Here is a 14,139-nt window from a genome sequence, read left to right on the forward strand (position 1 = left end):
GATAAGCGGATAATCCGTATACAAGAACAAGGAGCAGTTTCAATGAAGAAAGCCCTCAAAGTCGCCGCAGTTCTGGCGACCGCAGCATCTTTCGTGCTGACGGGATGCAGTGACCCCGGATCAGGAAGCCAGAACAACAGTCCCGCTGCCTGGCCTGCCGCCGATACCGATCTTAAAGGCACTAAGCTGACCGTCTGGGCAGCCCAGAACTCAAATAAGGTTCCGGACAGCGTCGTCGCAGGTTTTGAGAAGTTGACCGGCGCTGAGATCAACGTGGTCACCATTCCTGACCCGTACGAACAGGGCGTCCAGACCAAAGTGGCAACCGGTGACAAGCCGGACCTCGCCTTTTGGCAGCCCACAGGATCCCAGCTCACGGCCCTGAACGCCACCACAAACCTTCAGTCGCTCGAAGGCGCACCCTGGCTTGATTCGACAAAGCCGGCGCTGAAAGACATTACCGGGATCCTGGACAAGACCCGTTATGCGGCTCTCATCAGCACTCCCGCCGTCGAAGGCGTTTACTACAACAAGGAAGTCTTCGAAAAAGCCGGCATCAAGAGCGTGCCGGCAGACTGGGACTCCTTCATCAAACTGGGCCGTGACCTCAAGGGCCAGGGTGTAACCCCCTTCTACGAAATGGGAGGCGACCGCTGGGCGACCCAGTGGTGGGTCCAGGTTCAGCTTGCTGATGCTGCCAAGGACGGCCTGTGGGACCGAGTCAACACGAACAAGGAAAAGTTCACTGACCCCACCATCCAGGGCGCCATCAACACCTACAACGACCTCATCAAGGAAGGCCTGTTCAACGAGGACATCAAGACCGCAACCTTCGAGGACCAAGGTGCGGCGCTGCTCTCCGGAAAAGCCGCCATGGCCGTCCAGGTCAACTCCTTCTTCTCCCAGCTGCAGGCACAATCGGACACCGAAACGCTCAACAAGAAGATCGGATTCTTCCCGATTGCCCCGAGCGGCAACGTTGGTACCTTCATCCCGGACCAGAGCAATGCTTTGGTGGCTTTCAAGACCGGTGACGCCAAGCGTGAAGCCGCATCCCGTCAGCTGCTGAGCTACTGGCTCGGCCAGGGCTACGGTGATTTCGTCACCGCGCAGTCGACCGTCTCACTTCAGGACGCAGTCAAGACCCCGGGAACTGTTCCCAATGCGTTGCTGGCCGTCAGCGATTCCTTGGGTACGTCCGTGGGATCCATGCAGGCCGAAGCCATCGCCAACCCCGACCTGTACATCTTCCTCGCAGACATGATCCAGGGAACCAAGACGCCTGAAGAAGTAGCGAAGGCGACCCAGGACCAGTTCGCTGAGCTGGCCAAGGCTCAAGGCGCTGCCGGTTTCTAACCGGCAGCCGGTATCTCTAACCCACTGAGGGAGTGCCGGGCATTATGCCCGGCACTCCGCTCCAGAAAGGACCAGACGTGACCGCAGTCATGTCCCGCCAGGACGTCGTCCGCGTCGAAGATATCCGCAAGGCCAAGCGGCGGGGAGGGAAGAACGACCACCCCCTGTGGTTCCTGATCCCTGCCCTTGCAGTCCTTGTTGTCTTCTTCTTCATTCCCACCCTGTTCAACTTCATCTATGCCTTTACCAACTGGTCCAGCTTCAAGTCATCCATCGGCTTCGTCGGGGTGGATAACTTCGTCACCCTTTTCAACAGCGGAACCCTGCTTAACGCACTGCGCGTCACGCTGATATACGCCGTGCTGGTGGCCGTTTTCCAGAACCTCTTCGGGCTGATCCTGGCCCTGCTGCTGGAACGGGACACACGAGTGAACAGGGCAGTGCGGGTGGCGTTCTTCATCCCCGTGATTATGTCCGCCCTCGCCGTCGGCTACATCTTCCAGGCGCTCCTGAAACCAGAAGGCGCCCTCAACGGCATCCTTGGCTTCATTACCGGGACCGACGTCACCATTCCCTGGCTCGGAGACACCACGTGGACCATCGTCGTCGTCGCCTTGGTTCACTCCTGGAAGTGGATGGGACTCTCGATGCTGATCTACCTGGCCGGGCTGAAAACCATCAACGACGACGTGCTCGAGGCCGCAAGGCTCGACGGCGCCTCCTGGTGGACCACCCTCCGGGAGATCCGCTTCCCACTCTTGGCACCTGCCGTCACGTTCAATGTGGCCACAGCACTGCTGGGTTCAATGAACGGGTTCGACGTCGTCCAGGCCACCACCGAGGGTGGCCCCGGCGGCTCCACCGAGCTCCTAAACATCTTCATCTTCCGCACCTTCGGCCAGGGGCTCTTTGCCCAGGCCACCACCATGAGCCTTGTGTTGTTCCTCGCGGTTGCCGTCCTGGCGTTCCCGCTGATTAAGATGCTTCGCAAGCGAGAGGACGTACTGTGAAAGCGGCCCGTAAGTCCCTTCCCGTCCAGCCGATTGTCGCCGTGACAGTCGCAGTCCTACTGCTCGGAGTCCCTTTCTGGCTGGTGCTCAGCACCGCCGGCAAAAACCAGGCCGAGGCCCTCAACCCCAACCTCACGCCACCCAGCCAGTGGCAGCTTCTCGAGAACTTCGGTCAGGTCTTTTCCGAGGGCAGGATGCTGACGGGTTTCTTCGGAAGCCTGCTTGTCATGGTCCCCGCCGTCTTCGGTGTCCTCATCCTCGGCTCCATGGCGGCCTGGGTTCTGGGCCGGCGCGGAGGAAAAGGTATGGCAATTGTCTACGCCGTCGCCATCAGCGGGATCGTCCTGCCGCCCGCCGTCGTGACTATCGTCCTCCTGCTCCGGCAGATGGGTTTGGCCGGCACCGCCGTCGGTATGATCGGCGTTTACATGGGGATGTACCTCTCAACGGTGATCTTCTTCGTGACCGGGTTTGTGCGGACCATTCCGCCCGAACTCGAGGAGGCTGCCCGGGTTGACGGCGCCTCCCCGGTGAAGGTTTTCGTCAGGATCATCCTTCCGCTGCTGGTCCCGGTACTGGCGACGGCCACCATCCTGATCTGCCTGTACATCTGGAATGACGTCTTCTACGCGCTCTTTGTGGTGGGCGGCCGGCTGGATACGTTGCCCTTGAACCTTTACCAAGTGGCCAGCGCCGGACTGTACCTCCAAAACTGGCACCTGATCTTCGCGTACATCACGTTGATGAGCCTGCCGCTGTTGATCACGTTCGTCATTGCACAGCGTAAAATCATCTCAGGCATCACAAGCGGCGCGGTCAAATGAGCTCGAGCAACGCGTCTGAACTCACTGGGGGGCGGCGTGCGGCGCGGGGCTGAGAAGCATCGTGCCGCCCCCACACGAACTGACGGGCTCACTTTGACTACTAAGAAGCAGCAGCAACGCCCTCCTGTCATTGCCGACGTCGCCCGGCTCGCCGGCGTTTCGGTACCTACCGTCTCCCGGGTGCTGACCGGCGCCGCGAAGGTGAGCGAGGAAAAGCGCCAAAGCGTGATGGACGCGATCGCCCTGCTGAAGTACCGGCCCAGCGCGGCGGCCAGGTCGGTGGCATCACGGCAATCATCAGTGGTGGCGGTGATCGCCGGCAACACCTCACGCTACGGATACGCGGAGACCATCCGGGGCATAGAGGAAGCCGCGCGGGCGCGCGGCTACATCGTGTCCATCACCGTGGTTGATTCCATTGAAGAGGACGACGTCGAACGCGCAGTTTCGCTGGTTGTGGGCCAGGACCTCGCCGGAATCGTGGCCCTGAAGTTCGACGCTCCCGGCGTGGCTGCGCTGCAGCGTCTGCCCGAGCACATCCCCACTGTTGCCATATCCGGGGTTCGCGAAACCCAGGTGCCGCAGGCCGTCCTGGACGAATCCAGCGCGGCTGCGGAACTGACTGAATTTCTCCTGGGCCTGGGCCACCGCACAGTCCATCACGTGCGTGTCCCGCCGTCCCGCCGGGAAGATGGGCGCACCACGGGCTGGCGCAGGGCGCTTCGGAAAGCCGGCGCCCCCATACCGCCTGCCCTGGATGCTTCGTGGTTGCCCGAATCGGGGCGGGCCATCGGGCAGGCCCTGGCCAGGGACGGGTCTGTGACGGCAGTCTTCTGCGGTAACGATGAAATCGCCATGGGCGTCATCCGCGGCCTGGCCGATGAGGGACTCCGCACACCGGAGGACGTCAGCGTGGTGGGATTCGATAACCACCCGCTCTCCGGACTGTGGACCCCGCCCCTCACCACAGCCCACCAGGACTTTTTCGGGCTGGGCCAGCGCGGGTTCGAGCTGCTCATGGCACGCGTGTCCGAGGAGCCCGGAGCCCGGCGGTTCTCCTCGGAACGGCCCGCTTTGGTGATCCGGGAAAGTGCTGCGGCACCCAGCACGGACCGCGGCAGAAGCGACCTGACCGCCTAAGGTGTCCCGGCCAGGCTATTCCCCGGTGAGCCCGTCTATTGACTCGCGGAGGAAATCGGCGTGTCCGTTGTGCCGTGAGTACTCCTCGATCATGTGAACCAGGATCCACCTCAGGCTCGGTCTTGTCCCGTCCCCCATGGGGCGGCTGGCCAACCGGTCCAGCCCGCCGTCGGCCAGGGCCTCGAAGGTCAGCGCACGGGAGCGGTCAACGGCTTCCTGCCACAGAATGCGGAGCTGCTCAGGTGAGTCCCCGGAGGCCGAATGCCATTCCCAGTCCCGGTCCGCCTTCCAGTCCACGGCGTCCCAGGGCGGATGTGGCTCCCGGCCGAAGAAGGACTCCGAAAACCAACTGTCCTCAACATAGGCCAGGTGCTTGAGGAGTCCGCCCAGCGTCAGCGAGGATGGCGCCACGGTGGTGTTAAGTCCTTCCGAGTCCAGCCCAGAACACTTCCAGGCCAGGGTGGCGCGCTGGAAGTCGAGGAATCCCAGGAGAGTGCCGGTCTCATTACTTGCCAGCGGAGGCTCGGGACGGCCTTGTTCGTCGATGATGATGTCAGTCATGGTTGGTGAGCCTATCCGAGTTCAGGATGACCGCGGACCCGCCATCCCGACCTTATTTGGCTCAAAACATTGCCACGACACGGCGGGTTTCGGCTCCAGCGGCTGGTTCGGCCTTAAAGAAGGTCGTGACGGCGCTTTGGATCTAGACTTTCTCATCCCAACTGCACCACGGGATCAATTGCACAGAATCCAGCACGCCGAGGTCCCCGGGCGAAGCATCGAGCCGCCGTTTTGCTTCCAGGGGCAGCCCCACCCGGGCTGCCGTCGAGAGCGGGAGGATCTGGAGGGTGACGTCGGCCCCGGGCGTGATCCCGGCGTCGTCAATCTCCAGAACCCACGGCGAGCCGTCCCAGTACCTGTCCGCGACCAGGACACCGTCAACTAGCAACTGCGCGACGTCCCCGGCCCAGGCGATCTCCAGTTCGGCACGTGCACCATTGGCAAACACATCAGCAGGCAACTGAACCTTGTAGGCCAGGGACAGGGCGTCGATAGTTTCCCGGGACGGGGCCGAGGCCCGGCCGGCGAACGATCCGAACGTTTCCGGTACGGGTTGGGAAGGACGGACAAGCTCGACGGCGGGGCGCAGCACAGGGGGAGCTGGCAGGGCGCCTTCCACGGGGACGGCTTCAAAAGCGGCCGACGCCAGGTTGTAGCGTCGGACGTCAGGCATGCCGCGGGACAGGCCAGCGAGGTTTCCGCTGGCTGCGACCCACACAGGTTCCTCCGAAAGAAGCAGCTCCCTGCCTACAGCGGTATCCAGGATCCAAGCTTGATTGGCGGACTCGGGGGACAGCACCAGGATGGTGAGCGCAGCGTCCGCCGACCTCGCTTCGAGCACAACCGATCCGCTGGCAAGGGCGTTGCCGTCTACAACAAACGTGTTGCTGCCCGCTTCATCGACAGGGCCCCTGAGCGACGTCCCCTCCGGTAGACGCACTTCCACGGGAATGCCTGCTTCGGCGGCGAGTACAAGAGTGGGCGAGGTGCCGGGGCTGAGGATTGATAACGGCGACGCGGTGGCCCATTCGAGTGTCACCCCGCCGACTTCCAGGTTCAGGGGCCAGTGCGCAACCGTCCCGGGTGGAACGGTGACAGCCCGGCTCGGGAACGTCACCGTGCCGGCCTCCAAGGCGACGTCGAACCGGGCGCCGGCATGGGGAGCGAGCGGGATATGGGGCTGGTGCCAGGTAACGAACACGAAGCCCGAGTGGCCGTCGCTGCGCAGGGCCCAGCGCAGCGTGGAAGTATCCTCGATCCCGTCCGGCAAGGTATCGGGCAGGCTGGACGGCATCTGGGCCAGCCGGTCTCCGAAGGCAGCGAGGAATGCATGCTGCTTGCGGAGCTCCGCAAAGCTTCCGGTGACCCTGCCGGAGGTGCCAATCGGGGCGTGGAAATCGTAGTCGAAACGAGGCAGGTCGTTCGGATAGCCAGTGGCGTGGGACTCCTGGAGGTTATCAGCCGGGTTGGTCCCGCCCGCGAACATGTAGTACCCCTGCCAGGCCGAGCCGTTGCCGATCTTGTTGTGGGCCACGGCGGCAACGTCCAGCGCCCGCGGCCAGGGGCGGCGTTGGTATGCTGTGGCCATCCCCCCGGCAAGTTCGCACGTGGCCGCCGGGTACAAGGGCGAGGGAGTCCGGGGCGTGCCCGCGTGAACTCCTGCGTTACCGGAGCCCAGATGCTCACGCAGGTCCGCACCGATTCCGGGATCGTCCCAGACATGGCTGAAGAAGAAGTGTTCCCGGAACGTCGGGTCCCAGGGGGCATCCGCCTCCACCCAGAAGCCGTCGCCGTATCCGCCGAACAGCGGCAGGACGTCGTCGTGGGGGAGGTCGGCCCCGCCCCACGCCGTCGCTGTCCAGATGGGCGCGCTCAGGCCTGCCTTCCGGGACAGCTTCTTGAGCTCGATGATGTGCTGAGGTTCGGTATACAGTTCGTTCTCAATCTGGATACCGATGACGTTGCTCGCTGGCCCCATGATGCCGCGGAGGTGGGTTCCCAGTTGGCTGAACCAGCGGTCCACGAGGTGAAGGTAAGCGGGATCATTGGTGCGATGCCTGACCTCGACGGCCTGGACCCAGTCCGGGAAACCGCCGTTCCGGACTTCGCCGTGGCACCACGGTCCTATGCGGAGAACGACGTCCAGCCCGATCGATTCGCACAACCGGACGAAGGCGGCAATGTCGAGGTTTCCGTCGAAACGCACCTTGCCCTCGTGCTGCTCGTGATGGATCCAAAAGACGTAACAGGCGATGACGGTGACGCCGCCGGCCTTCATAAGCCTGAGACGCTCCTCCCACCGTGACCGGGGAAGCCTGCTGAAGTGGATTTCTCCCGAGACCGGGATGCAAGGCCGTTGCCGGACTTCAACGAAGCGGTTGGTCAGCCGGTACCGCTCGTGCCGGTCCATAGTGTTGCTCATTGCCGGCGTGATGAGCGGCGAATCCCAAGGTTTGTGCGAGACGTGAAGTGACCCAATCCGGGCGACGGCGTCGGGATCTATGGTCATGGGCCGTGCGGTGGTGCGGGGAGCCGTGGTCAGGAGGTCGTCGTCGTTCATCCCACCAGTATTCACGACAGCAGTCGTTGGGGGCGCGGGTGGCTACTGGGCCCGGGACCCTTGCAGGAGCCGGGCCAGCATCTCGGGCGATGACGTGAGCTTTGATAGAGCCAGGGCCGCCCCTCCCGCGGCTCCCGCCTCGGGGCCCCCGCCGAGATCCGAGGCCACTACTTCAAGGGCAGCCGACGGCGTCAGGGCGTAACGGATGATGCTCTCCCGGAGCGGATCGAGGACGACGGCGCCCGCCAGCGACGTCTGGCCACCCACCACGATCCGTTGCGGATTGAGCAGGTTGCACATGCTGGCCAGAAGGCGGCCCACTGTGCTTCCCGCCTCTGCGAGGACGTTCTGGGCGGGCCTGTCTCCCGCAGCGTTTGCAGCAAGGACATCATTCATGGTTGCTGATGGGCCCAGGGTTGCCTCGAGTCGGCTGAGGATCGCAGGAGCCCCAGCCACCAGGACCAGGCATCCACGGTTTCCGCAGCGACAGGCGGCGCCATTGACGTCAATCGAGACGTGGCCCAGCTCCCCGGCCCCGCCCACGGATCCCCGGTAAAGCTCTCCGCCAAAGAGGAACCCGGCTGCAATGCCGCTGGACATGCTCACGTACATGAGATCCCGGATTCCCTGCCCGGCTCCCCACTTGGCTTCTGCGATGGCCTCAAGGCGTACGTTGTTTTCGATGAAAACGGGCAGCTCCAGGCGGCGGTTCATTTCCTGCCGCGCATTGATGCCGTGCCACGGCTGGTCGGCCAGCGCACCGTGCACGATGCCATCCACCGGGTTGATCTGCCCGGGCAGCCCGATCCCGACGCCGAGAAGGTCACTGCGGTCTCCGCCGCCCTCCTTCAGTGCGCGGTCCAGGAGGTAGACAGCCGCCTCAGCGCGGAGCTGCCATTCATCCTTGGCACCAATGGGGCCTTCTGCGGATGAAACTTCGTGGCCCGTCAAGTCCGTAATCCGGACGCAGATTCTGTCCAGCACCTGGCTCATACCGGCGATCCATCCGGCCATGGGATGAAAGGCCAACTGGTCCCCAGCCCGGCCATCGATCTCATCGCCGCCATCGGCCCGCTCCGATAGCTCTACGAGGACACCCCGCTCCATCAGGTCGCGCGTAATAGTGGTGATGGTGGTGCGCGAAATACCCAAACGCCTTGCCATCTCGGCACGGTGCATGGGACCTTGGCCGACTATCAGGTCCAGGACATGCAGCGAGTTGGATTGTCGCAGATCTCGGAGGGAGCCTCCGCTTCGGGCTGAATTCACTCCCTCATTATGTACGACCCCCTGTAAGAAAGAAAGAGTTTGTGTAAAGACTCTTGACACATCGACGTGGTGACCATCACACTGAGTCGGGGGTCGGTCCACTTGATTACACACCTCGGCCTGTTTGGGCCCGTAGCGATGAAGGTACGTCAAATGAATGTACAAAAGCATGTTTCCCGCCGCAGCCTTTTGGGCGGCGCTGCCCTGTTTGCCGGCTTTGCAGCCACAGGCGGTGCACTGACCGGATGCTCGGCGAGTGCGGCAGGTGGAGGGTCTGCCCCGAAGCCGGGTGGTCTGACGATTATGGGCAACCCGGGTGAGATCACGCAGGAGGTCATCGATGCATGGGTCAAGGAGCACCCCGATGTGCCCATCACCCTGATCAAGGATGATCCGACCCGGCTCAACGCCATGATGGCCGCGGGAACCCCGCCGGACCTGGCCCGCGGCTTTGGGGCCACAGGCACAGCGAATCTCGCCAGCCGCGGGCTGGCGTTGGACCTGGACCCGTATCTGGCGAAGTCGAGCACGCTGAAGGAGTCCGACCTGGCCAAGATCAACGATGTCTGGCGCTGGGATGGAACCAAGCAGGGCAGTGGACCGCGCTACGGCTTCGTCAAGGACTGGTCCCAGGACGCCATGTTCTGGTACAACACCGAAATGTTTGCTGCCGCCGGCATTCCGCTTCCGACTGCTGACAAGCCGCTCACATACGACCAGCTGCTCGAATACGCCGAGCCCATGACAAAGCGTGGCGGAGGCAAGGTGGAGCAGTATGGACTGTTCGCCACTGCACCTACCATAGAGTTTCTCTCGACCATGGTCGCCACTTCCAACGCGCGAATTTTCAATGACGATCTCACCAAGGCGGACTTCAGCAGTCCGGAGGCCAGGCAAGCGCTGCAGTGGCACATTGATGTGGCGAAAAAGCAGGTCGGTTACACGTTGGTGGATCCTAACCCGGATGGCTGGGACTGGCCGCCGTTTGATGCCAAGAGGGAAGCGATGGCGTCTGCCGGCTACTGGTTTGGTGGCATGGTGGCCACGAATCCAAAGACCGCCGAGTTCGCCCGGCTTGCGCCTGCCCCCATGATGGGATCCAAGCGTGTGAGCCCCACCATTGGGGCCACGGGCTACTGGATCTCCTCCAAGACGGCCATGAAGGACGAAGCCTACGCATTCCTCGAGTGGTACTGCTGCACCGGCCCCAACGCCAAGTGGAGGGCACAGACCGGCGTGGGACTGCCTGCCGTCACGGCTTTGGCTTCCGAACTGCCGCAGTCACAGCCATACCAGGTGGATGCATTGAAAGTGCAGCGCAATGAAGAGCAGTATTTGGAGGTTCTTCCCTTCAGTCCTTACGCCCAGGCGGTAGCTGTTAGCGCTGCCATTGCTGAACTCTTCCCCCGCGCAGTGAAGGGCGAGTTGTCTGCCGGTCAGTTTGCAGACCAGGCGACCACTGCCGTCAACGATCTCCTCAAGCAGGGCATGGAACTTGCCGGCAAGAAGGGCTGACGGAGGTGAGCACACAGTCTTTGGCTAGAGATGTCCGCCGCAGAAAACGGCGGGGAGTCACCGGGGGCTCGGGCGCGTTCTACGCCTTTATCTCCCCCTGGCTGATCGGGACAGTGCTGCTGACGCTGTTTCCGCTGGGCTACGCACTGTGGATCAGCTTCACCAACTGGGATGGAATAGCACCTAACCAGAACTGGATTGGCCTGAAGAACTACACCGATGCGTTGAGTGACCCGCGAATGTGGGCGAGCCTGCAGCGCACCGGACTGCTCGCTCTGGCCATTGTGCCCATCACCATCTGCGGAGGGCTGGGCCTGGCGCTGCTGCTGAACGAAAAGGTCCATTTCCGCACTGGCCTTCGGATGCTGGTTTACTTGCCGGCGATTGTGCCGCCCGTCGCGGCAACGCTGACCTGGAAGCTGCTATTCGACCGTGACAGTGGCGCCATCAACGGCGTTCTGGCGATCTTCGGTGCGGATGCCGTGAGTTGGATGAGCGGAAACACGGTGTTCGTCGTCCTGCTGGTGGTGATGCTTTGGGGCATTGGCGCCGGCGTGCTGATCAACCTCGCCGCCCTGCAGGATGTTCCCGCAGAGCTTCATGAGGCTGCGCGGCTGGATGGGGCAAACGCCTTCATGGCTTTCTGGCATGTGACGCTGCCGAGCATCTCGCCGGTACTTCTTTTCCAAGTGATCACCACCACCATCGGCGTTTTGCAGACGTTTGTCCCGGCACTCCTGCTTTCACCTGCCAACGGTCCGGCAGCGATCACGGCCGTGCCTGAAGCCAACAGGATCTTCATGGTGGACGTCTATGCCCAGTACTTCGCGTACTCCAAGTACGGGTATGCGTCCGCGATGCTTTGGCTCTTCTTCCTGGTCATCCTGCTGGTCACCATCATTACGTTCAAGATCGGCGGACGCACTGTGTTTTACGCCGTCGACCCCTCCAAAGAAGGGAAAGAAGGATGACGCTCACCGATCACCGCACCCAAACGGAAACCGATCACCGCCCCCAAACGGAATACCAGGCCGCCCCGCCGGAAGTCCCGATCCGGCAAAGCCGGGAACGCAAGAACCAGGTCGCCTTCGTCATACTTGTTGTGGTTTGCGCCATTCTGTTCCTTCCGGTCCTTTGGCTCTTCCTGACGGCCCTGAAGACTCCGCAGCAATTGGCCTCCGATCCAATCACCTGGATTCCCACTCAGCCGCAAGTGCAGAACTTCATCGAGGCCACCATGGTCTTGCCGTTCTGGGCCTATGCCGCCAATTCCCTCTTCCTGTCCACGGTGACCGGTGTACTGACCACCATCAGCTCCGCGCTGGTAGGCTACGGGTTCGCCCGCCTTCACGGCAAGGGAAAGAAGGTCCTCTTCGGGATCCTGATCGCCATGATGATGACACCCCCCATCATCACCCTCATACCCACCTACCTGCTGTTCGCGAAGGTCGGTCTGGTCGGCACCTACTGGCCGTGGGTTTTGTGGGGTATGGCTGGTGCTCCCTACCTCATTTTCCTGTACCGCCAGTTCTTCGCCCAGCTTCCCCGGGAACTTGAAGAGGCAGCCATCCTCGACGGCTGCGGGCGGCTGCGCATCTTTCTGCAAATCTTCCTCCCACTCTCCAAGCCCGTCGTCATCACCGCCTTCGTCCTGTCCTTCAACGGCGTGTGGGGCGACTTTATCGCTCCGCAGCTCCTGCTCAACCAGGACAACACCACGCTGGCGGTGGCCATTACCACCGGCTACGTCAACTCCCAGGGGTTTCCGGTAAATAACCTCCTCGCGGCCGGTGCTGTGCTCTACGTCCTCCCCGTTCTCATCATGTTCTTTTTCGTCCAGCGCTCCTATGTCAATGGGTTCGCCACATCAGGCATGAAATAGAAGACTTCTCCTGTACGAAAGGCCTGACCCCGTGAAAATAACGGACCTCGAAGTCCTCACCATCGACGACGGCGGCGCCCTGATGATGGTTGTTGTGCACACCGACGAAGGAATCTTCGGCGTCGGAGAAGTGGGCCTTCGCTCACGCCAGCTGGCCGTCCGGGGAGCCTTGGAGCACTTCAAGCCGCTTCTCATCGGCAACGACCCCTTCCGCACGGAACATCTGTGGCAGGTCATGTCGCGGTCCGGCTTCTACCCGGCGGACCGCGTTCTCGCCTCGGCCATCTCGGCGGTGGATATTGCCCTGTGGGATTTGAAGGGCAAGGCCCTGGAGATCCCGGTTTATGAGCTGTTGGGGGGAGCAGTCCGCGACCGGGTGAAGTGCTACCGGCATATCTGGGGCATGGACCACGCTGAACTTATCGACAACGCCAGGAAGGCCTTCGAGCAGGGTTGGACCGTTGGCCGGCTCTCCGTACCCTCCGAAGGCGACCTGCTGGAACCCCGCGCAGCTACCCGCCATGCCCTGGCCGAAGTGGCCGCTGTGCGGGACGAGCTCGGGAGCGAATTTGAGCTGATCCTGGATGTTCACACCCGGTTGGAACTCCCCGAGGCCACAACCCTGTGCCGTGAGCTGGAGGGGGCCAATATGTACTTCATCGAGGATCCGCTGCGCTGGGAAAATCCGGACATCTACCGGACCCTGCGTCAACGCACCTCCGTACCCTTGGCCGCGGGGGAGCAGGCGGCGTCCAAATGGGAAATCCGGCCGCTTATTGAGCACGACCTCATTGACTATGCCCGGTTCGACATCTGCATCGTGGGAGGTTTCACCGAGGCGAAGAAGATAGCCGGCTGGTGCGAGTCCCACCACATCCGCACTGCCACGCACAACCCGCTGGGGCCCATTGCGACGGCGGCATCTCTCCATCTGAACATGACCCTGCCCACTTTCGGCATCCAGGAGCAGTACCAGCTTCCGGGCACCGAGGCCAACGACGTATTTCCGGTTCAAGCCACCATGGACGGGGAATGGATGCGCCGGCCCGAGGCGCCCGGCCTGGGACTGGAAGTGGATCTTGATGCTGCCAGGGCGCACCAGATCCAGCCACCGCCCATGCCGCAACTGCGTAGACTCGATGGATCATTCACCAATTGGTGAAAGGGCAATTTATGGTCTCAGGGGCAAACGAAGGAGCACCGCGTCCTCTCGTTGTGGTTACCGGCGCCGCCGGGCACGTCGGTAAACTCACCTCCCGCGCTCTCGTCGGGCGCTACCGGCTCCGGTTGATTGACCTGAACTGGACGGAGGGAGACGCGCTGGAGGCGGGCGACGACGTCGAACGCCTTACGTTGGACCTGACCGAGAGCGGTTCCTGGGACGCTGCCCTTGAGTCTGCGCACTGTGTGGTCCATCTGGCGGGGCATCCCTATCCGGGAATCGACGCGCGGACTGCCGTCGAAGGCGGGGCAATGCTTTCGGCAGGGCTGGCGGCCGCGGCCTCCCGCTCAGACCAATTGAAGCGGATTGTGTTTGCCAGCTCGATTCACACCATGGGTCTTTACCACCGTCGCGGACAGTATCCCATTCGCCGTGACTGGCCGCCGCGGCCTTGTTGTGAGTACGGCGCAGCCAAAGTCTTCTCGGAAAACCTCTTTGAGCTGCTGACCGAAAGGACGCCGATCACCGTGGTGTGTCTTCGACTGGGCCTGACTGGATTTCCGCCTTCTACCCCAAACTTTGCCTCCCAATGGCTGGGCCCGGAAGACTACGCACGCTTGCTTCACGCCTCGCTAACCGTGCCCATCAGATACGGAGCCTATTTCGGATTGTCTTCGGGAGCCCTGGATAGATGGGATCTCAGTGAAACCATCAGGGACCTGGGGTTTGAGTCAACCGACCCTGCCCCCATCCTCGATCCGGTGTCCAGTAACGAGCCGGAGCCGGCCGCCGAGCACTGCCTGATGTTCAGCCGCAAACCCACCCCAGCACGCAAACCCAACCCGGCAGAGGATTGACCC

The 14,139-nt window shown here is 62.4% G+C and carries 12 protein-coding genes; 9 read left to right on the forward strand and 3 right to left on the reverse strand.

The genetic code is table 11. From position 1 onward, the window contains the following. Positions 1–42: 42 nt before the first annotated feature. From MU551_RS03770 to MU551_RS03785, 4 genes are all read left to right on the forward strand, one after another. Positions 43–1,356 (forward strand): ABC transporter substrate-binding protein, encoded by a 1,314-nt coding sequence (locus tag MU551_RS03770; protein WP_247040814.1) that lies wholly within the window; start codon positions 43–45, stop codon positions 1,354–1,356. A gap of 77 nt (positions 1,357–1,433) precedes the next feature. Continuing rightward, complete coding sequence (locus MU551_RS03775) at positions 1,434–2,366, forward strand: carbohydrate ABC transporter permease (protein WP_247040815.1); 933 nt, start codon at positions 1,434–1,436, stop codon at positions 2,364–2,366. Beyond that, positions 2,363–3,190, forward strand: coding sequence for a carbohydrate ABC transporter permease (locus MU551_RS03780; RefSeq protein WP_247040816.1), 828 nt, complete (start codon positions 2,363–2,365; stop codon positions 3,188–3,190). Before MU551_RS03775 ends, MU551_RS03780 begins: the two co-directional genes overlap by 4 nt. Before the next feature lie 93 nt (positions 3,191–3,283). After that, positions 3,284–4,330, forward strand: a complete 1,047-nt coding sequence (locus MU551_RS03785) for a LacI family DNA-binding transcriptional regulator (RefSeq protein WP_247040817.1) — start codon at positions 3,284–3,286, stop codon at positions 4,328–4,330. A 15-nt stretch (positions 4,331–4,345) separates the two neighbouring features. Here the strand turns inward: MU551_RS03785 and MU551_RS03790 are convergent, their stop codons facing one another. The 3 genes from MU551_RS03790 to MU551_RS03800 all read right to left on the reverse strand — a co-directional run bounded on the left by MU551_RS03790 (position 4,346) and on the right by MU551_RS03800 (position 8,720). Then, a complete protein-coding gene (locus MU551_RS03790) occupies positions 4,346–4,891 on the reverse strand; it encodes a DinB family protein (RefSeq protein WP_247040818.1) in 546 nt (181 codons plus the stop codon). A gap of 142 nt (positions 4,892–5,033) precedes the next feature. Further along, positions 5,034–7,451 carry a beta-galactosidase gene (locus tag MU551_RS03795; protein WP_247040819.1) on the reverse strand — a complete coding sequence of 806 codons (2,418 nt, stop codon included), beginning with the start codon at positions 7,449–7,451 and terminating at the stop codon, positions 5,034–5,036. A gap of 42 nt (positions 7,452–7,493) precedes the next feature. Then, positions 7,494–8,720 (reverse strand): ROK family protein, encoded by a 1,227-nt coding sequence (locus MU551_RS03800; RefSeq protein WP_247040820.1) that lies wholly within the window; start codon positions 8,718–8,720, stop codon positions 7,494–7,496. Positions 8,721–8,873: 153 nt separating this feature from the next. Here MU551_RS03800 and MU551_RS03805 point away from each other — a divergent pair, with 153 nt between their 5' ends. Genes MU551_RS03805 through MU551_RS03825 form a run of 5 tightly spaced genes read left to right on the forward strand, consistent with a single transcriptional unit; the run spans position 8,874 to position 14,136 of the window. Next, positions 8,874–10,235, forward strand: a complete 1,362-nt coding sequence (locus tag MU551_RS03805) for an extracellular solute-binding protein (RefSeq protein ID WP_247040821.1) — start codon at positions 8,874–8,876, stop codon at positions 10,233–10,235. Between the two features lie 5 nt (positions 10,236–10,240). Further along, the gene (locus MU551_RS03810; protein WP_247040822.1) at positions 10,241–11,206 is read left to right on the forward strand and encodes a carbohydrate ABC transporter permease; all 966 of its coding nucleotides are present in this window, start codon (positions 10,241–10,243) and stop codon (positions 11,204–11,206) included. Next, positions 11,203–12,117: a carbohydrate ABC transporter permease gene (locus MU551_RS03815; protein WP_247040823.1), complete on the forward strand. Its 915-nt coding sequence runs from the start codon at positions 11,203–11,205 to the stop codon at positions 12,115–12,117. The genes MU551_RS03810 and MU551_RS03815 overlap by 4 nt, the downstream gene beginning before the upstream one ends. A gap of 31 nt (positions 12,118–12,148) precedes the next feature. Continuing rightward, positions 12,149–13,279: a mandelate racemase/muconate lactonizing enzyme family protein gene (locus tag MU551_RS03820; protein WP_247040824.1), complete on the forward strand. Its 1,131-nt coding sequence runs from the start codon at positions 12,149–12,151 to the stop codon at positions 13,277–13,279. Positions 13,280–13,290: 11 nt separating this feature from the next. Then, positions 13,291–14,136 carry an NAD-dependent epimerase/dehydratase family protein gene (locus MU551_RS03825; RefSeq protein WP_247040825.1) on the forward strand — a complete coding sequence of 282 codons (846 nt, stop codon included), beginning with the start codon at positions 13,291–13,293 and terminating at the stop codon, positions 14,134–14,136. The last annotated feature ends 3 nt before the right edge of the window (positions 14,137–14,139 follow it).

Origin of the sequence: Arthrobacter rhizosphaerae, assembly GCF_023062595.1 — a bacterium.
GTDB lineage: Bacteria > Actinomycetota > Actinomycetes > Actinomycetales > Micrococcaceae > Arthrobacter > Arthrobacter rhizosphaerae.

Coding starts and splice junctions, on each gene's coding strand:
- MU551_RS03770 (WP_247040814.1), top strand. CDS start 43: ATGAAGAAAGCCCTCAAAGTCGCCGCAGTTCTGGCGACCGCAGCATCT.
- MU551_RS03790 (WP_247040818.1), bottom strand. CDS start 4,891: ATGACTGACATCATCATCGACGAACAAGGCCGTCCCGAGCCTCCGCTG.
- MU551_RS03795 (WP_247040819.1), bottom strand. CDS start 7,451: ATGAACGACGACGACCTCCTGACCACGGCTCCCCGCACCACCGCACGG.
- MU551_RS03805 (WP_247040821.1), top strand. CDS start 8,874: ATGAATGTACAAAAGCATGTTTCCCGCCGCAGCCTTTTGGGCGGCGCT.
- MU551_RS03815 (WP_247040823.1), top strand. CDS start 11,203: ATGACGCTCACCGATCACCGCACCCAAACGGAAACCGATCACCGCCCC.
- MU551_RS03825 (WP_247040825.1), top strand. CDS start 13,291: ATGGTCTCAGGGGCAAACGAAGGAGCACCGCGTCCTCTCGTTGTGGTT.